This is a genomic window from Micromonospora sp. NPDC051006 (genome assembly GCF_044456245.1).
GTDB lineage: Bacteria > Actinomycetota > Actinomycetes > Mycobacteriales > Micromonosporaceae > Micromonospora.
On record NZ_JBITFP010000001.1, the window covers coordinates 736,968 to 753,076 of the forward strand.

20 protein-coding genes and 1 tRNA gene are annotated in these 16,109 nt (G+C 73.2%); 11 read left to right on the top strand and 10 right to left on the bottom strand.

Annotated features, from left to right (window positions below; translation table 11 throughout):
* Positions 1-122 precede the first annotated feature (122 nt).
* The 3 genes from ACIBBA_RS03505 to ACIBBA_RS03515 all read left to right on the top strand — a co-directional run bounded on the left by ACIBBA_RS03505 (position 123) and on the right by ACIBBA_RS03515 (position 1,612).
* The gene (locus ACIBBA_RS03505; RefSeq protein WP_396693321.1) at positions 123-731 is read left to right on the top strand and encodes a permease-like cell division protein FtsX; all 609 of its coding nucleotides are present in this window, start codon (positions 123-125) and stop codon (positions 729-731) included.
* A gap of 59 nt (positions 732-790) precedes the next feature.
* The gene (locus ACIBBA_RS03510; RefSeq protein WP_396693323.1) at positions 791-1,321 is read left to right on the top strand and encodes a SigE family RNA polymerase sigma factor; all 531 of its coding nucleotides are present in this window, start codon (positions 791-793) and stop codon (positions 1,319-1,321) included.
* A gap of 111 nt (positions 1,322-1,432) precedes the next feature.
* On the top strand, positions 1,433-1,612 hold the full coding sequence (locus tag ACIBBA_RS03515) for a hypothetical protein (RefSeq protein ID WP_396693325.1): 180 nt from the start codon (positions 1,433-1,435) through the stop codon (positions 1,610-1,612).
* Positions 1,613-1,668: 56 nt separating this feature from the next.
* Here ACIBBA_RS03515 and ACIBBA_RS03520 read toward each other — a convergent pair.
* Positions 1,669-1,755 (bottom strand) — tRNA-Ser (locus ACIBBA_RS03520).
* 75 nt (positions 1,756-1,830) lie between these two features.
* Between ACIBBA_RS03520 and deoD the strand changes: the two genes are divergently transcribed.
* From deoD to ACIBBA_RS03535, 3 genes are all read left to right on the top strand, one after another.
* Positions 1,831-2,538: a purine-nucleoside phosphorylase gene (deoD, locus tag ACIBBA_RS03525; RefSeq protein ID WP_350873639.1), complete on the top strand. Its 708-nt coding sequence runs from the start codon at positions 1,831-1,833 to the stop codon at positions 2,536-2,538.
* 126 nt (positions 2,539-2,664) lie between these two features.
* A complete protein-coding gene (locus ACIBBA_RS03530; protein WP_396693327.1) occupies positions 2,665-3,303 on the top strand; it encodes a TetR family transcriptional regulator C-terminal domain-containing protein in 639 nt (212 codons plus the stop codon).
* On the top strand, positions 3,300-3,764 hold the full coding sequence (locus tag ACIBBA_RS03535) for an acyl-CoA thioesterase (RefSeq protein ID WP_396693329.1): 465 nt from the start codon (positions 3,300-3,302) through the stop codon (positions 3,762-3,764). The genes ACIBBA_RS03530 and ACIBBA_RS03535 overlap by 4 nt, the downstream gene beginning before the upstream one ends.
* Positions 3,765-3,833: 69 nt before the next feature.
* Here the strand turns inward: ACIBBA_RS03535 and ACIBBA_RS03540 are convergent, their stop codons facing one another.
* From ACIBBA_RS03540 to ACIBBA_RS03555, 4 genes are read right to left on the bottom strand one after another with little or no spacing between them, the layout of a single operon-like run.
* The gene (locus ACIBBA_RS03540; protein WP_396693331.1) at positions 3,834-5,042 is read right to left on the bottom strand and encodes an ABC transporter permease; all 1,209 of its coding nucleotides are present in this window, start codon (positions 5,040-5,042) and stop codon (positions 3,834-3,836) included.
* On the bottom strand, positions 5,042-5,740 hold the full coding sequence (locus ACIBBA_RS03545) for an ABC transporter ATP-binding protein (protein WP_396693333.1): 699 nt from the start codon (positions 5,738-5,740) through the stop codon (positions 5,042-5,044). The genes ACIBBA_RS03540 and ACIBBA_RS03545 overlap by 1 nt, the downstream gene beginning before the upstream one ends.
* Positions 5,737-6,819: a peptidoglycan-binding protein gene (locus tag ACIBBA_RS03550; protein ID WP_396693335.1), complete on the bottom strand. Its 1,083-nt coding sequence runs from the start codon at positions 6,817-6,819 to the stop codon at positions 5,737-5,739. Before ACIBBA_RS03550 ends, ACIBBA_RS03545 begins: the two co-directional genes overlap by 4 nt.
* Entirely contained in the window at positions 6,816-7,346 is a 531-nt protein-coding gene (locus tag ACIBBA_RS03555) for a hypothetical protein (RefSeq protein WP_396693337.1), read from the bottom strand. Before ACIBBA_RS03555 ends, ACIBBA_RS03550 begins: the two co-directional genes overlap by 4 nt.
* 183 nt (positions 7,347-7,529) lie before the next feature.
* Here ACIBBA_RS03555 and ACIBBA_RS03560 point away from each other — a divergent pair, with 183 nt between their 5' ends.
* Positions 7,530-8,186 carry a response regulator transcription factor gene (locus ACIBBA_RS03560; protein WP_396693339.1) on the top strand — a complete coding sequence of 219 codons (657 nt, stop codon included), beginning with the start codon at positions 7,530-7,532 and terminating at the stop codon, positions 8,184-8,186.
* Positions 8,183-9,346, top strand: coding sequence for a sensor histidine kinase (locus ACIBBA_RS03565; RefSeq protein WP_396693341.1), 1,164 nt, complete (start codon positions 8,183-8,185; stop codon positions 9,344-9,346). The genes ACIBBA_RS03560 and ACIBBA_RS03565 overlap by 4 nt, the downstream gene beginning before the upstream one ends.
* A gap of 31 nt (positions 9,347-9,377) precedes the next feature.
* Here the strand turns inward: ACIBBA_RS03565 and ACIBBA_RS03570 are convergent, their stop codons facing one another.
* The 4 genes from ACIBBA_RS03570 to ACIBBA_RS03585 all read right to left on the bottom strand — a co-directional run bounded on the left by ACIBBA_RS03570 (position 9,378) and on the right by ACIBBA_RS03585 (position 11,249).
* Positions 9,378-9,821: a nucleoside deaminase gene (locus tag ACIBBA_RS03570; protein ID WP_396693440.1), complete on the bottom strand. Its 444-nt coding sequence runs from the start codon at positions 9,819-9,821 to the stop codon at positions 9,378-9,380.
* Between the two features lie 184 nt (positions 9,822-10,005).
* Positions 10,006-10,533 carry a tRNA adenosine deaminase-associated protein gene (locus ACIBBA_RS03575; RefSeq protein WP_396693343.1) on the bottom strand — a complete coding sequence of 176 codons (528 nt, stop codon included), beginning with the start codon at positions 10,531-10,533 and terminating at the stop codon, positions 10,006-10,008.
* 124 nt (positions 10,534-10,657) lie between these two features.
* Positions 10,658-10,825: a hypothetical protein gene (locus tag ACIBBA_RS03580; protein ID WP_350873648.1), complete on the bottom strand. Its 168-nt coding sequence runs from the start codon at positions 10,823-10,825 to the stop codon at positions 10,658-10,660.
* A gap of 76 nt (positions 10,826-10,901) precedes the next feature.
* Positions 10,902-11,249: a hypothetical protein gene (locus tag ACIBBA_RS03585; RefSeq protein ID WP_396693442.1), complete on the bottom strand. Its 348-nt coding sequence runs from the start codon at positions 11,247-11,249 to the stop codon at positions 10,902-10,904.
* Between the two features lie 106 nt (positions 11,250-11,355).
* Between ACIBBA_RS03585 and ACIBBA_RS03590 the strand changes: the two genes are divergently transcribed.
* Complete coding sequence (locus ACIBBA_RS03590; RefSeq protein WP_396693346.1) at positions 11,356-12,096, top strand: M23 family metallopeptidase; 741 nt, start codon at positions 11,356-11,358, stop codon at positions 12,094-12,096.
* 29 nt (positions 12,097-12,125) lie between these two features.
* Positions 12,126-13,196 carry a PHP domain-containing protein gene (locus ACIBBA_RS03595; protein ID WP_396693348.1) on the top strand — a complete coding sequence of 357 codons (1,071 nt, stop codon included), beginning with the start codon at positions 12,126-12,128 and terminating at the stop codon, positions 13,194-13,196.
* A gap of 3 nt (positions 13,197-13,199) precedes the next feature.
* Here ACIBBA_RS03595 and ACIBBA_RS03600 read toward each other — a convergent pair whose 3' ends face one another.
* Entirely contained in the window at positions 13,200-14,183 is a 984-nt protein-coding gene (locus ACIBBA_RS03600) for a DMT family transporter (RefSeq protein ID WP_396693350.1), read from the bottom strand.
* 140 nt (positions 14,184-14,323) lie between these two features.
* Here ACIBBA_RS03600 and ACIBBA_RS03605 point away from each other — a divergent pair, with 140 nt between their 5' ends.
* Complete coding sequence (locus tag ACIBBA_RS03605) at positions 14,324-15,994, top strand: DUF885 domain-containing protein (RefSeq protein WP_396693352.1); 1,671 nt, start codon at positions 14,324-14,326, stop codon at positions 15,992-15,994.
* Positions 15,995-16,109 lie beyond the last annotated feature (115 nt).

Below are 16,109 nucleotides of genomic sequence, written 5' to 3' on the forward strand. Positions count from 1 at the left end.
ATCGACCGGGCGTTCTCGCTGTTCACGGCCTGCCCCATCGGCCGAAGCTCTCCTCGATGTCACCGATCCGGTGCCCCAACCAGTCATCACAGGTGGGAGTCCACGGACCACGGGAGTACACCTTGGATCAGAGCCTGCGACTGCTCTTCGACCGCGCCCTGGCCGACGAGCCGGAGCCTGCGCCCGGTGACCTGGCCGGCCAGGCCATGGCGACCGGCACCAGCCTGCGCCGCCGCCGGCACGGGCTCATGGCAGCGGGTGCGGCGGGGCTCGCGGCCATCGTGGCGTTGGGGGTGGTGAACGTGGCGACGCCAACCGAACGTTCGCTGCCGCCGGCGCCGGTGCCGGCGGGCTTCGGGATGCTGCTGAACCCGGCGTGCGAGTCGCCCGTCCGGGACACCGCAACCGACGTCTCGATCTTCTTGACCACGGACATCACCGACCAGCAGCGCAGCGCGATGAGCCAGGTGCTGCACGCGGATCCGGCGGTCCGGAGCCTGGCGTACGAGAGCCGCGAAGAGGCCCACGCCAGGTACCAGAGGATGTTCGAGGACGCGCCCGAACTCGTCGCCGCCGTCAAGCCCAGCCAGCTGCCCGAGTCGTTCCGGATCAAGCTGACCAGGCAGTCCCAGTACGCGAACCTGGCGGCCCGCGTCGAGCGCCTGCCCGGGGTCGACGAGATCGTCGGCAGCGAGTGCCCGGCGGGCACGAGCGTCCGGCCGGCCAACTGATGGCCGCTGCCCAGACCGCCCCCGTCCCGGGCTCACCGGGGGATGCCAGGACCGGCCTGGTGGCCCGGCTGAGCGCGACCCGGCGACGCGAGCGGACCGCCCGGCAGGCGGAGTTCACCGCGTTCGTCGAGGCCGCCGCGCCGAGGCTGCGGCGTACCGCCTACCTGATGTGCCGCGACTGGCACCTCGCACAGGACCTGACCCAGATCACCTTCGCCAAGATGTACGCGAAATGGGGCACGATCCGGCGCAGCACGAACCTTGAGGCGTACAGCCGTCGCGTCCTGATGAACGCCGTCTTCGACCAGAAGAGGCGGCGGAGCGACTCCGAACTCGTGCTCGCCGAGCTGCCCGAGGCACCGCGCCACCGGCCCGACGACACCGTGGAACTGCACGTCGCCCTGCTTCAGGCCCTGGCCACCCTGCCCATCCGCGACCAGGCCATCGTGGTGCTCCGCCACTGGGAGGATCAGAGTGTCGAAGCCGTGGCGAGCACCCTCGACGTGTCCGTGTCGGTGGTCAAGACCCAGAACGCCCGGGCCCTGAGCCGGCTGCGGGCGTTGCTCGGCGAGGACTTCGTACGGCTCTGACGGGCTGGACGCGCTGCCGACGCCGTCCGTGGCCGAGTGGTATCGGCCCCACTGATCCCGACGCGAAGATCGCTTCAGCGGGGACAATGGAACGGACGAGGGAGGTTGGCGATGGGTGACAGACGAGGGCACGCTGACCGGTCGAAGGACGAGGAGTTCGAGGAGCAGCGGCACGCCAGGTTCGGCAAGCTGCCGGACCGCGTCGAGCCGGAGGATCTGGTCGAGACGGCAGACACGGATCCCCCGCGCGAGGAGCCGCCGGAGCCTCCGGTGCGCCGCGAGTGGATTTAAAGCGGAACGCCCGGTCGATCCTCGCGGATCGACCGGGCGTTCTCGCTGTTCACGAGCGGTGGCGGCGGGATTTGAACCCGCGGAGGGCGTAAACCCTCACACGCTTTCGAGGCGTGCTCCTTAGGCCACTCGGACACGCCACCGCCGAGTAGGCTACAGGACCCCTGGTTCCGATGCCGAACCGGTATCGCCCGACCGCGCCTGGCAGGATCTTTGCCATGAGTACGCACATCGGCGCGAAGCCGGGCGAGATCGCCGAGCGGGTCCTGATGCCGGGCGACCCGCTGCGGGCCAAGTGGATCGCGGAGACCTACCTCGAGGACGCCACGTGCTACTCGACGGTCCGGGGCATGTTGGGCTTCACCGGCCGCTGGAAGGGGGTCGACGTCTCCGTCCAGGGCTCCGGCATGGGGATGCCGTCGGCCTCGATCTACGCCCACGAGCTGATCAACGAGTACGGCGTGAAGTCGCTGATCCGGGTCGGTTCGTGCGGCGCGCTGCGCGAGGACCTTCAGCTGCGGGACGTGATCGCGGCGATCGGGTCGTCGACCGACTCGAACATGAACCGGATGCGCTTCGACGGGCTGATCGACTACGCCCCGGTCGCCGACTTCGGGCTGCTGCGGACCGCCGTCGAGGTGGCCGAGCGGCAGGGCATCACCATGCACGTCGGCCCGATCCTGGCCGCGGACGCCTTCTACACCGACCGGCCCGACCTCTACGACACCCTCGCCGACTACGGCGTGTTGGCCGTCGAGATGGAGTCCGCCGCGCTCTACACCATCGCGGCCCGCTACCAGGCGCGCGCGCTGACCGTGCTGACCGTGAGCGACCACATCAAGACCGGCGAGAAGACCACCTCGGCCGAGCGCGAGCAGACCTTCAGCCAGATGGTGGAGATCGCGCTCGACACGATCATCGCCTGACCCTTCGTCGTACCCGCGCCGCCCCGCCGTCCGCCCGGACGGCGGGGCGGTGCGTTGTCGGTGGGTGACGACGGTCACGGCAGAAAACAATACGACCGGTCGTGCTTATTGAGTACGGTGACCAGCATGACCGTCGACGGACGCCTCGCCCGGGGCGAGCGCACCCGCAACGCCGCGCTCGACGCGGCCGTGGTGCTCGCCACCGAGGCCGGCCTCGACGGGCTCAGCCTCGCCCAGTTGGCCGACACCCTCGGGGTGAGCAAGTCCGGGCTCTTCGCGCACTGGCGGTCCAAGGAGGCGCTCCAGCTCGCCGCGATCGACCGCGCGGTGGTGCTGTGGCAGGAGCGGATCGTCGCGCCCGCGCTGCTCGCCCCGCGAGGCGTACGGCGGCTGCGGGCCCTGCACGAGGCCCGGGTCGACTTCTACGCCGCCCGGATCCTGCCCGGTGGCTGCTTCTTCGCCAACACCCAGTTCGAGTTCAACGCCCGCCCCGGCCCGGTGCGAGACCGGCTGGCCGAGATCTACGGCCAGTGGACCGGGTTCCTCGATCGCCTCGTGCAGCAGGCGGTCGACGCCGGCGAACTCCCCGCCGACCTGGACGTCCCGCAGCTGGCGTACGAGATCGACGCGCTCGGGATGGCCGCCGCGATGCAATCCCGGCTGCTCGACCCGGACGCCGCCTACCGGCACGCCCGGGCGGGTCTGCTGGACCGCCTTCGCCGGCTCTGCCCCGACCCGAACCTCCTACCGGAAGGCCCCTCATGACCCACGCCGTCGCCGACCAGCCCACCGTCGAGTTCGGGCACGTCGAGCACGTCACGGTGCACTTCGACGACCTCGACGCGATGGGCATCCTGCACAACGCCCGCTACGCGGTGCTGCTGGAACGCGCGTTGACGCCGTACTGGACCGAGCGGGGCCTGGCCTACCGGGGCAGCGCCACCCCGCCCGACCTGTTCCACGCGGTCCGCGAGTTCACCATCAGCTACCGGGCCCCGATCGCCGCCACCGGCCCGGTAGCCGTGCACTTCTGGCTCGAACACTTCGGCACCAGCAGCGCCGAGTACGCCTTCGAGTTCCGCTCGGTCGACGGCGGCACCCTGCACGCCGAGGGGCGGCGGGCCATCGTCCGCCTCGACCCGGCGACGCTGCGGCCCGCGCCCTGGACCGAGGCCGCCCGGGCGATCGCGGTCACCCTGCTCCGCCCGGCCGCCACCCCCGCCTGACGCGGTTCGGGTGCGTCCGTCGCCGCCCGAGCGAACGACGGACGCACCCGAAGCCAGCCCCGAGCCGGCTCAGCCGAGCGCCTCGGTGGGGGCGAGCCGAGCCGCGCGCACGGCCGGGTAGAGGCCGGCGAGACCGCCGATCAGCAGGGTCGCCCCGACACCGCCGGCCATCGCCCAGACCGGCACCACCGTCGGCCACTGCCGCCAGAGGGCGTACCCGGTGGTGACCAGGATGCCGAGCAGCACCCCGCCCGCCCCGCCGAGCGCCGAGAGCAGCAGCGACTCGGCCAGGAACTGCACCCGGACCTGCCCCCGGGTGGCGCCGAGCGAGCGCCGCAACCCGATCTCGGCCCGCCGCTCCAGCACCGAGATGACCATCGTGTTCGCCACCCCGACCCCGCCGACCAGCAGCGCCACCGCGCCCAATCCGAGCAGCAGCCCGGTGAACGCCTCGTCGGTGGCCGCCGCGGCGGCCAGCGCGTCCGACGGTCGAGAGACCTGCACCTCGTTCGGCGCCTCCGGGTTGGCGGTCGCGCCGAGCACCGCGCGGACCGCCTCCACCGAGGCCTCCCGCGACCGGGTGTAGACGGTGGTCGGGTGCCCGTCGAAGTTGAGGTAGGCCGCCGCGGCCGGCCAGCCGACCAGCGCCGAGCTGTCCAGCTCCGGCGCGAGCGGGGCCGGAGCGAGGATGCCGAGCACGGTGAACCAGCGCCCGCCCAGGTAGACCTGCACGTCCGGTCCGGCCGCGCCGAGCCCCAACCGGCGGGCGGCGGCGTCGCCGAGCACCACGGCCGGGTACCGCTCGGTGGCCGCGTTCAGCCAACTGCCGCTGCGTACCGTCGCGCCGACCGTGTCGAGCAGCCCGAGCTGGGCGGCCCGGGTGGCGATGCCGCCCGTCTCGCCGGACGGGATGCGGTCGCTGCGGTAGACCGGGGTGTCCGGCACCTGGCCGGTGGCGGCGACGCCGGTCACCGGCCCGATCCTGTCGATCATCGCGACCGACTCGACCGGGAGCTTCGCCTGGTCACCGAAGAGCGTGTTGCCGGGCGCCACGGTCAGCAGGTTGGTGCCGAGCCGGTCCAGCGTGCGGTCCAGGTCGGCGCGGGACGACGACGAGATGCCGACCACCGCGACCATCGCCGCGATGCCGATCGCGATGCCCAGCGCGGAGAGGAACGCCCGCAGCGGCCGGGTGCGCAGCCCCACCCCGCCGACCCGGAACACGTCGCCCGGGCCGAGCCGGGCCGGCGCCGGCCGCCGCCGGAGGTCCACCGCCATCAGCGCACCCCCGCCAGCAACGGCGCCGCCGGGTCGGAGACCACTCGACCGTCGCGCATCCGCACCTGCCGGGGCAGCCCGTCGGCGATCTCCCGGTCGTGCGTGATCACCACGACCGTGGTGCCGGCCGCGTGCAGGTCACGCAGCAGGGCGAGCACCGCGGCGCCGGCCACCGAGTCGAGGTTGCCGGTCGGCTCGTCGGCGAGCAGCACGGCCGGCTCCCCGACCACCGCCCGGGCCACCGCGACCCGCTGCCGCTCGCCGCCGGAGAGCTCGTGCGGCCGGTGGGTCAGCCGGTGACCCAGCCCGACCCGGCCCAGCGCGGCCTCCGCGCGCCGCCGCCGCTCCCGTCGGGGTACGCCGGCGTAGAGCAGCCCGTCGGCCACGTTGTCCAGCACCGGCGTGCCGGCGGCCAGGTGGAACTGCTGGAAGACGAAGCCGATCCGGCGGGCCCGCAACGCGGAGAGCTGCCGGTCCGGCAGCGTCGCCACGTCGTACCCGTCGATGCGTACCCGGCCGGCGGAGGGGCGGTCCAGCGTGCCGATCAGGTGCAGCATCGTCGACTTGCCGGAACCGGACGGACCGACGATCGCCAGCAGCTCGCCGTACCCGATCCGCAGCGAGACCTCGCGCAGCGCGGCGACCCCGCCCGGGTACGTCCGGCTCACCTCCTCCAGCACGACGGCGTCGCCGGTCACGCCGGCACCCCCACCGTCAGGCCCTCGGTGAGGTCCGGTCCGCTGACCTCGACCCGACCGGCGGCGAAGAGGCCGGTGGTCACCGCGACGATCCGGCTCCGGCCGCCGTCGACCACCTCGACGCCGTAGCCGCCTTCGGCGAGCGCGAGCAGCGCCGCCACCGGCACGGTGAGCACGTCGGGGCGTTCGGCGGCGGTGAAGGTGACCTCCACGCTCGCCTGGTCGTATCCCGCGAGCTTCGCCGGGTCGGTCACCGAGACGGTGACCTCGATCTTCGTCTCGGCCTCGGTGGACTGCCCGGCCGCGCCGGTCGAACCGGCCTCGATCACCGTCTGCACCGACTCGACCTTCCCCGCGACCGGGTCACCGTCCGGCAGAGCGACGCTCACCGCGCCGCCCTCCTTCGCCAACCGCTGGTCGTCCACGTCCAGCTCCACGGTGACCAACCGGCTGGTGCCGGTGTACGCGAGCACCGCCTGGCCGGGCTGCGCCGCGTCGCCGGTCGCCGCCTGGTGGCTCTCCACCCGCACCGCCCCGTCGGCGTAGACGATCCGGCCCGGCTCGACCCGGCCGGTCTCGGGCAGCCCGAGGTCCTCCTGCCAGTCCCGGACGGCGTCGGCGGTGCTCCCGGTGTACTCGTCGTCGACGGTGAAGCCGTCGTGGCCGAGCGCCCGCAGGTTCCGCTCGAACTGCGCCACGTCCGCCCCCTCGACGCCCGGTTCCAGCACCCGGTACGCGGGCAGCGACCCGTGGAGCAGCAGCACCGGGTCGTTGTCGACCGCGTACAACCGCCCGCCCCGCTTCACCACCGTGCCGGTCTCCGGCAGCGCGGTGATCGTCCCGCTCAGCCGCGCGGTCGCCGAGCGGGTGGTGCCGTAGCCCAGCTCTCCGTCCACGCTCTGCGCGTCGGTCAACGTCTGCCGGGTGACCGTGGCGGTGGCCGGTGGGGTGGTGCCGGCGGCGGCCGTACCCCGGTCGGTGCCGCCGAAGCCCACCGCGGCCACGACGCCCGCGGCGGCCGCGACCACGACGGCCACGGTCAGCGCGACCGTGCGGAACCGGATACGGCGAGCCCTCACCGGGTGGCTCCGGCGATCTTCGGCGCGTACTGCCGGCACTTCTCCATCGCGGCCTTCACCTTCGGGTCCTTGATGTTCACCACGTCGAGCCGGAGCTGGAGGCCGCCGTCGGCCGACGGGTCCGGGAACTCCGGCACGCCGTTCTCGCGCATGCAGGTGGCGAGCTTGCGCAGCCGCTCCACCTGCTCCGGGTCGAGCTTCAGCTTCTCCCCGCCGTTGGGCAGGTGCTGCCGGCAGCTCTCCATCGCCGCCTGCACCTTCTGCGGGTCGGTGTCCTTGCCGAACTGGAACAGCCGTTCACCGCCGGGCTCCGGGTCGGGCACCTCGACCCCGTTCTCCCGCATGCACTCGCTGAACTTCAGCCGCCGCTCGTCGTCGCTGAGCTGGGCCGCGGGGCTAGCGGACACGGCTTGCGCCCCGCCACCGCCGGCGGTGGCCACCGCCGGCTCGTCGCCCGACCCGCCGCAGCCGGCGACGGCCAACGCGAGCAGCAGCGGCAGCGGCAGCGCGAACAGTCCTCGTCGCATCGCACGCTTCCTCTCCCGGCCCGGCGCGACCGCCGGGCCTTTCCGAACCGCCCGGCGGGACCGCTGGGCGGGACACCCGGCGGGACCGCCGGCGTCCCGGCCAGTCCACGACAAGGGGCGTATCCCGGGCGTAACCGCCGACGTTTACGGCGGCGTTATCCGCGCCCGGGGCACCATGGGCGGGTGAGAGTGCTGGTAGTCGAGGACGAGAGCCTGCTCGCCGAGAGCATCGCCGAGTGGCTGCGGCGGGAGGCGTTCGCGGTGGACGTCGCTTACGACGGCGACGCGGCGTTGGAACGGCTCGGCGTCAACGACTACGACGTGGTCGTCCTGGACCGGGACCTGCCGGTGGTGCACGGCGACGAGGTGTGCCGGGCGATCGTGGACAGCGGCGGGGAGACGCGGGTTCTGATGCTCACCGCCGCGGCGGCCGTCCGGGAACGGGTGGCCGGCCTGGCGCTCGGCGCCGACGACTACCTGACCAAGCCGTTCGCCCTGGTGGAGCTGTCCGCCCGGGTGCACGCGCTGAGCCGGCGGACCCGGCGGGCGGCGCCGCCCACCCTGGCCCGGGCCGGCATCCTGGTCGACCCGGCTCGCCGCGAGGTGCACCGGGACGGCCGGTACGTGCCGCTGTCCCGCAAGGAGTTCGCCGTGCTGGTCGAGCTGCTGCGCGCCGACGGCGCGGTGGTCTCGGCTGAGGAGCTGCTGGAACGTGCCTGGGACGAGCACATCGACCCGTTCACCAACGTGGTCCGGGTCACCGTCATGAAGCTGCGCCGCAAGCTGGGCGAGCCGCAGGTGGTCGAGACCGTGCCCGGTGTGGGATACCGGATACCGTGAAGCGCTTCTCGCTGCGGGCCCGGCTCACCGTCATCTACGGCAGCCTCTTCCTGATCGCCGGGCTGGTCCTGCTCGCGGTCACCTACGTGCTGGTCGACCAGCGCACGGCGCAGCCGTTCGGGGTGGCGTTGCGCGACGTCAAGCCGATCGTCCCGCTGGCGGACACGAAGTTGTCCGGCAACCAGGCCGAGCAGCTGCGCCTCATCATCGACAAGGCGCAGGACGAGGCGCGCGACCAGACGCTCTACTCCCTGCTCACCCAGGGCGGGATCGCGCTCGCCCTGGTCTCCGTGGTGGCCATCGCGTTCGGCTGGCTGATCGCCGGCCGCGCGCTGCAACCGCTGCACCAGATCACCGGTACCGCCCGGCGGATCGCCGGCGCCGACGTGGCCGGCCGTGGCCTGCACGAACGGATCTCGCTGCCCGGGCCGCCCGACGAGGTACGCGAACTGGCCGACACCTTCGACGAGATGATCGAGCGGCTGGACCGTTCCTTCGACGGGCAGCGCCGGTTCGTCGCGAACGCCTCGCACGAGCTGCGTACGCCGCTGGCGCTGAACCGGTCGCTGATCGAGCTGGCGGTCACCCGCCCCGGCGCCTCCGAGGACGTACGCCGACTCGGCGAGTCGCTGCTGGCGGTGAACGAGCGGCACGAGCGGCTGATAGACGGGCTGCTCACCCTGGCCGACTCGGAGAACGAGCTGACCGCCCGATCCCGGATGGACCTGGCCGACCTGGCCGACCACGTGCTCGACCAGGCCGCCTCCGGCGACGGCGGCCCGACTGTGACCCGGGAGCTGGGGCCGGCTCTGGTCTCCGGCGACCCGGTGCTGCTGGAGCGGCTCACCACCAACCTGGTGGAGAACGCGCTGCGGCACAACGTCCGGTCCGGCGGGTGGGTCCGGGTGAGCACCGGCCTGCGCGACGGCCGCTCGACGCTGACCGTCAGCAACACCGGCCCGGTGGTGCCCGGCTACGACGTGGAGGCCATCTTCGAGCCGTTCCGCCGGCTCTCCGGCGAGCGGATCGGCGGCGGGCGCGGCTTCGGCCTCGGGCTCTCCATCGTCCGGGCGGTCGCCCGGGCGCACGGTGGCACGGTGACCGCCCAGCCGCGCGACGGCGGCGGGCTGGAGGTCACGGTCAGCCTGCCCCCGGCCTGATCCCACTGCTGCGCGCGGCGGTGGCGGCCGGTCAGCGGAAGAAGGCGCGGAGCAGGGCGGCGCTCTCGTTCTCCAGCACCCCGGCGTAGACCTCGGGGCGGTGGTTCAGCCGCCGGTCCCGCAGCACGTCCCAGAGCGACCCCACCGCGCCGGTCTTCGGCTCCCAGGCGCCGAAGACCACGGTCGACACCCGGGCCAGCACCAACGCGCCGGCGCACATGGTGCACGGCTCCAGGGTGACCACCAGGGTGCAGTCGTCCAGCCGCCACCGGCCGAGCCGTTCGGCGCCCCGGCGCAGGGCCAGCACCTCGGCGTGCGCCGTCGGGTCGCCGGTCAACTCCCGTTCGTTGCGGCCGATCGCCAACTCGGTCCCGTCCGGGCCGTAGAGCACCGCACCGACCGGGATGTCCTCGACGGAGGTGTCGCCCGCGCCCGACGCCGGGCCGGTCACCGCGACCTCCAGGGCCCGGCGCATCCACAGCTCGTGTCGCTGCCGGCGGCCCAGCTCGCCCGGGTCGGCCAGCCCCTCGTGGGCGCCCGGGCCGACCCGCCCGATCCGGCCGGGCGTCGGCTGGCCGGGCCGGACGGTCTCCAGCGCCGGATCGGTCGCGTCGGCCGGCTCGGACCCCTGCGGTAGGAGCGGTTCACCACCCACCGGCTCAGACCTCACGCAGCTCTTCGACCTCGTCGACGCAGCCCAGCACCAGGCAGATCTCGGCGGTCACGTCCGCCGGCAGCATCCCCTCCTGGGCACAGAGGTTCAGCAGCTTCTGCGCCGGGATGCCCAGGTCTGCGAGGAGGTCGGCGTCACCGACCGGGTCGGCCTCCGGGTCGACGGCGGGCTGCTCGTTCTCCTCGTCGCCACTCGCCGCCGGCCGGGGCTCCTCGGTGTCGTCCAGCCCGGTGACCGAGGTCTTCAGGTCACCGACCAGCAGTGCGCCCAGCCGGGACTCCTCGGCGTACGCCGAGTCGGACCCGAAGATCCGCAGGTCCTCGCCCTCGTCCAGGCGCAGGATCACCAGGTAGGTGTCGTCGGCCTCGACGAAGAGCAGCGAGAGGTCGGCCTCCTGGTCGACGTCGCGCAGCCGGTCGGCGACCTCGTCGATGTCGCCGGCACCCCGCAGGTTCACCTCGGCTGCCGTCCAGCCGCCCTCATCGCGCACCACGGCAGCAGCGAAGTACGACACGGTCCCCCCAATTGCTTCGGCACAGCTCGCCGACTCGTTACGCGTGCACGTTAGCCCGTCGGGTCGGCAGGCGACCGGTCAACGCCCCGAAGGCCCGGCCATTCCTACCAAACTCACCGACGGGTCAGCTGGCGATCCTGCGGCGGGTGGCGATCAGCTGCCGGAGCTGCGCACTGCGGGCCCGCTGCGGCCGCTCGCGCTGGCGTACCGCCCGGGCCCCGGCCAACTCAGCGAGGAGTTGCAGGCGGCGGCGGCTGCGCTCGGGATCCTGCCGCGGAGTGGTCCAGGCCATAGTGCCGAGAGTGCCGAGTCGGAACGCCCACGTCAAGATGGGCTTCGCTGCGCAGCCGACCCGCCACGCGACGCAGTCACCAGAGCGGCCAGTCGGCGGTGGTGGCCCAGCGCACCGCGACGATCGCGGCGGCGATGCTCCACCCGCCGGCGGTGACGATCGCGACGCCGGTGGCCACTCCCCGGTCGCCGTGGCGGACCAGCAGGAGCGCGGCCAGCCAGGCCAGCAACCCGGCGACCACCGTCCACCACGCGTAGCTCGCCACGTCGGTGCCGAGCAGCCCGAACAGCAGCAGCCAGGTGGCGCCGGCACCGCCGCCCACGGCGACACCGGCCCCGGTGACCGGGTGCGGTTCGCGGAACGTCGGCCGGGTCGGCGGCCCGGCCGGAAAGAGCCCCGAGGGGGTACGGGGCGCCGGGCGCAGCTCGGCGCCCGGGTTCGACGGGAAGTACGGCCGGTCGGTCGTCACCGTCGCCTCCCCTCAATCGGACCACTCGTCCCCACCGTACCGACTCTGCCAGGATGACCGGATGCCCTCGCCGACGATCGGACGCCGCGCGTACCCGGTTCCGCTGCTGCTCGTCACGGTGCTCGCCGCCGGTTGCGCCACCACCCGGCCGGGGGTTCCGACGGGGCCCGCGCCCACCCCGCCCGGGGTCTGGGCGACCGCCGAGCAGCCGGCGTCGACGCCCAGCTCGGCCGGACCCACCGTCCCCGCGCCGACCAGTGCCGCGCCGGCGACCTCCGCCCGCGCCGATCTGCGTCATGTCTTCCCGGTCCGGGCGGGGAACGTCGACTACCACCCGACGCACTCCGGCTACCCGGGCACGGACATCTTCGCCGACTGTGGAGAGCCGGTCGTCGCCGTGACCGACGGAAAGATCCTGGAGGTCAGCCGGGTCGACCGGTTCGACAAGCGGGGGCCGCTCGGGCCGTACAACGGGGGGCTCTCGGTGGCGCTGCTCGGCGACGACGGGGTGCGCTACTACGGCTCGCACCTGAGCGAGATCGCCGGTGGCGTCGACGCCGGCGTCCGGGTGCGGGCCGGGCAGAAGCTGGGCGAGGTGGGCCGGACCGGCAACGCCAACAACGTCTGCCACCTGCACTTCGGCATCTCGCCGCCGTGCACCGGCAAGGACGGCTGGTGGATCCGGCGCGGGGTGGTCTGGCCGGCCCGCTACCTGGACTCCTGGCGGCGGGGCGGCAACCGGGCGCCCGCCACCGAGGTCACCACCTGGCAGCGCAAACACGGCTGCCCCAAGGCTCCCTGACGGCCGGCGCAGCGGCTAGGTTCGGTGGGATGAAGGCCCGGGACCCCATCGCCGACCTCAGGCGGATCGCGTTCATGCTGGAGCGGGCGAACGAGGCGACCTACCGGGTGCGGGCGTTCCGCTCAGCGGCCAAGGCGCTCGCCGGCCTGCCGACCGCCGAGCTGACCGCGCGAGCGGCCGCCGGCACCCTCACCGACCTGGCCGGGGTCGGCGACGTCACCGCCCGCTGCGTGGCGGAGTCGCTGGCCGGCGAGGAACCGGTCTACCTGCGCCGGCTGCTCGCCACCGAGGGCAGCGACCTGGACGCCGAGGCGACCGCGTTGCGGACCGCGCTGCGCGGTGACTGCCATACGCACTCCGACTGGTCCGACGGCGGCTCGCCGATCGAGGAGATGGCGCTGGCCGCGGTGGAGCTGGGGCACGAGTACGTGGTGCTGACCGACCACTCGCCCCGGTTGACGGTGGCCCGCGGGCTGACCGCAGCCCGGCTGCGCCGCCAGCTCGACCACGTCGAGCAGGTGAACGCGGCGCTGCCCGAGGGGTTCCGGATCCTCACCGGCATCGAGGTGGACATCCTCGCCGACGGTTCGCTCGATCAGGACGAGGAGCTGCTGGCCCGGCTCGATGTGGTGGTCGGCTCGGTACACAGCGGGCTGAGCGACGAGCGGTCGAAGATGACCCGGCGGATGCTGGCCGCGATCGCCAACCCGCACCTGGACATCCTCGGGCACTGCACCGGCCGGATGGTGTCGTCCCGGCCGGCCGGGGTCACCGGGCCGGGCGACCGTGGGCATCGGGCGCGGACCCGCAAGGAGAGCGACTTCGACGCGGACGCGGTCTTCGCGGCCTGCGCCGAGCACGACGTCGCCGTGGAAATCAACTCGCGGCCGGAGCGGCAGGACCCGCCGAAGCGGCTGATCCGCCGCGCCCTGGAGGCCGGCTGCCGCTTCGCCATCAGCACCGACGCGCATGCCCCGGGCCAGCTGGACTGGCAGCGGTTCGGCTGCGAACGGGCGGCCCTTTGCGGGGTGACCGCCGACCAGGTGGTCAACACCTGGTCGGCGGCGGAACTGCTCGACTGGGCCGGCAAGCGCTCCTGACGGTCAGCGTTGGCTGGCCGGCTCGACGGCGGGGACGGCGGGCGTGCCGAGACCGACCGGCGTCGCCGGGCCCCGCCGCCGGATCAGGCCCTGGGAGACCGCGACGCCGAAGAGCACGATCAGCGCACCGACGGGCTGGTGCCAGTTCAGCCGCTCGTCGAGCGCCAGCGCGCCGATCAGCACCGCGAAGACCGGGATCAGGTAGGTCACGGTGGACGCGGTGCTCGCCCCGGCGACCCGGATGTTGCGCATGTTGATGACGAAGGCCAGGCCGGTGCCGAGCGCGCCGAGCGCGAGCACGCTGCCGACCACCTCGATCGACAGCTCGGTCGGCAGCGGGGGCGCCCCGGCCACCAGCGGGGTGACGATCGCCAGCTGCGCGGCGGCGATCAGCAGCTGGGCCGCCGAGAGCGAGACGCCGGAGTAGGCGCTGCCGGCGACGAACCGCTTCTGGTACGGGATGGCCAGGCCGTAGCAGGCGGCCGCGCCGAAGCACATCAGCTGCCCGGTGAAGTGCGCGCCGCCGATGCCCTCCCAGACGCCGAGCACCACCAGCACGCCGGCAAAACCGAGCCCGAGCCCGATCGCGCGGCGCGAGGTGAGCCGCTCGGTACGGAAGACCAGCACCGCGAGCGGCAGGACGATCAGCGGCGTGGTGGCGTTCCAGATGCCGGCGAGCATCGACTCGACGCGCTGCTCGCCGTAGCCGAAGAGGGTGAACGGGATCGCGACGCCGAACGCGGCGACCACCGTGAGGTGCGCCCACACCCGGGGCTCGCGAGGCAGCCGGTCGCGGAGCACGGCGAGCACCACCAGCAGGGTCAGCGCCCCCGCGGTGACCCGGTAGAGGGTGAGCTGCAGCGGGTGCAGCTCCTCGACCCCGACCTTGATGAACAGGAAGCTGGAACCCCAGATCGCGGCCAGCGCGATGAACCCGGGCAGCCAGCTCCGCAGCGCCGGCCGGTCAGGGGTGATGTCGGCAGTCACCCCTGACACTCTGCCCTAGGGGTACGACGAAGTCCCGCGCTTTTCGGACACAGTGCCGAACCCCACGGGAATGCACCTGGCCGCCTGAACACGGCAAACGCGGTCGACATCGGCCCCGTCCGGTCACGTAGGGTCGCAGCGTGGGACGAATCGACGAACTCGCGAACCGCTACGTCGCCGAGTGGGCGCCGCTGAGCCCGACCGGCGCCACCTACGTCGGCATCGCCGGCTACGACGACCAGCTCGACGACCTGTCGCCCGACGGCTATGCGGCCCGGGCCGACCTGACCCGCCGCACGCTGGCCGACCTCGACGTGACCGAGCCGGAGACCGAGCCGGAACGGACCGCCAAGGAGGCCATGCAGGAGCGGCTCGGCCTCGACCTCGCCCGCTACGAGGCGGGTGAGGCGACCAGCGAGGTCAACGTGATCTCCAGCGGGCTGCACGAGATCCGCATGGTCTTCGACCTGATGCCCACCGAGGGTGCGGACGCCCAAGCGAACGTCGCGACCCGGCTGAACGGCTTCGCCGCCGCCCTGGAGGGCTACAAGACCACGCTGCGCGAGGCGGCCGCCGCCGGGCACATCAGCTCGAAGGTGCAGCTGGTCGAGGTGGCCAAGCAGTGCGACATCTGGGTCGACCCGAACGGCGACAACTTCTTCCACGGCCTGGTCGAGCGGCTCGGCGCGGACGGCACGCTCGCCGCCGAGCTGCGCCGGGGCGCGGCGGCGGCCACCGCGGCGACCGCCGAGTTCGGCCAGTTCCTCCGCACCGAGATGGCCCCGAAGGGGCGGGACAAGCAGGCCGCCGGCCGCGAGCGCTACGAGCTGGCCTCGCAGTACTTCCTCGGCGCTAAGATCGACCTCGACGAGACGTACGCCTGGGGCTTTGCGGAGCTGGCCCGCCTGGAGAGCGAGATGCGGGCGGTGGCCGCGCGAATCGTCGGTCCGGGCGCCAGCGTCGACGACGCCGTGCGGGCCCTGGACGCCGACCCGGCCCGGACCATCCAGGGCAAGGAGGCGTTCCGCGACTGGATGCAGGCGCTGGCCGACAAGGCGATCAGCGAGCTGCACGGCACCCACTTCGACATCCCGGAGCAGGTCCGCCGGATCGAGTGCTGCCTCGCCCCGACCAGCGACGGGGCCATCTACTACACCGGGCCGAGCGAGGACTTCTCCCGCCCGGGGCGAATGTGGTGGGCGGTGCCGCAGGGCATCACCGACTTCTCCACCTGGCGTGAGGTGACCACCGTCTTCCACGAGGGCGTGCCGGGTCACCACCTCCAGGTCGCGCAGACCGCGGTCCGGGCCGACCTGCTCAACCGCTGGCAGCGACTGCTCTGCTGGGTCTCCGGTCACGGTGAGGGCTGGGCGCTCTACTCCGAGCGGCTGATGGACGAGCTGGGCTACCTGGAGGATCCGGGCGACAAGCTCGGCATGCTCGACGGGCAGGCGATGCGGGCGGCCCGGGTGATCGTCGACATCGGCATGCACCTGGAGCTGGAGATCCCCCGCGACAACCCGTTCGGCTTCCACCCAGGCGAGCGGTGGACGCCGGAGCTGGGCTGGGAGTTCATGCGGGCGCACTGCCGGGTGCCCGACGAGAACCTGCGCTTCGAGCTGAACCGCTACCTGGGCTGGCCGGGGCAGGCGCCGTCCTACAAGGTCGGCGAGCGGATCTGGTTGCAGGCCCGCGACGAGGCGAAGGCCCGCAAGGGCGCCGACTTCGACCTCCGCGAGTTCCACCGCCAGGCGCTCGACCTCGGCGCGCTCGGGCTCGACCCGCTGCGCCAGGCGCTCGCCCGACTCTGACGGACCGCAGGCGGCTGGCGGCCGGCGACACCTGCTCACGAGCGTGATGACTCTGCGGCATATTGATACCGCAGAGTCATCACGCTGATCGGCGTCCGGTGCCCGCCGGGCGGCC

What these genes read in the sequence shown, in the direction of transcription:
- ACIBBA_RS03595 (WP_396693348.1), top strand. Translation starts at nt 12,126, where the DNA reads ATGAAGGCCCGGGACCCCATCGCCGACCTCAGGCGGATCGCGTTCATG.
- deoD (WP_350873639.1), top strand. Translation starts at nt 1,831, where the DNA reads ATGAGTACGCACATCGGCGCGAAGCCGGGCGAGATCGCCGAGCGGGTC.
- ACIBBA_RS03570 (WP_396693440.1), bottom strand. Translation starts at nt 9,821, where the DNA reads ATGCGCCGGGCCCTGGAGGTCGCGGTGACCGGCCCGGCGTCGGGCGCG.
- ACIBBA_RS03590 (WP_396693346.1), top strand. Translation starts at nt 11,356, where the DNA reads ATGCCCTCGCCGACGATCGGACGCCGCGCGTACCCGGTTCCGCTGCTG.
- ACIBBA_RS03540 (WP_396693331.1), bottom strand. Translation starts at nt 5,042, where the DNA reads ATGGCGGTGGACCTCCGGCGGCGGCCGGCGCCGGCCCGGCTCGGCCCG.
- ACIBBA_RS03530 (WP_396693327.1), top strand. Translation starts at nt 2,665, where the DNA reads ATGACCGTCGACGGACGCCTCGCCCGGGGCGAGCGCACCCGCAACGCC.
- ACIBBA_RS03515 (WP_396693325.1), top strand. Translation starts at nt 1,433, where the DNA reads ATGGGTGACAGACGAGGGCACGCTGACCGGTCGAAGGACGAGGAGTTC.
- ACIBBA_RS03555 (WP_396693337.1), bottom strand. Translation starts at nt 7,346, where the DNA reads ATGCGACGAGGACTGTTCGCGCTGCCGCTGCCGCTGCTGCTCGCGTTG.
- ACIBBA_RS03580 (WP_350873648.1), bottom strand. Translation starts at nt 10,825, where the DNA reads ATGGCCTGGACCACTCCGCGGCAGGATCCCGAGCGCAGCCGCCGCCGC.
- ACIBBA_RS03535 (WP_396693329.1), top strand. Translation starts at nt 3,300, where the DNA reads ATGACCCACGCCGTCGCCGACCAGCCCACCGTCGAGTTCGGGCACGTC.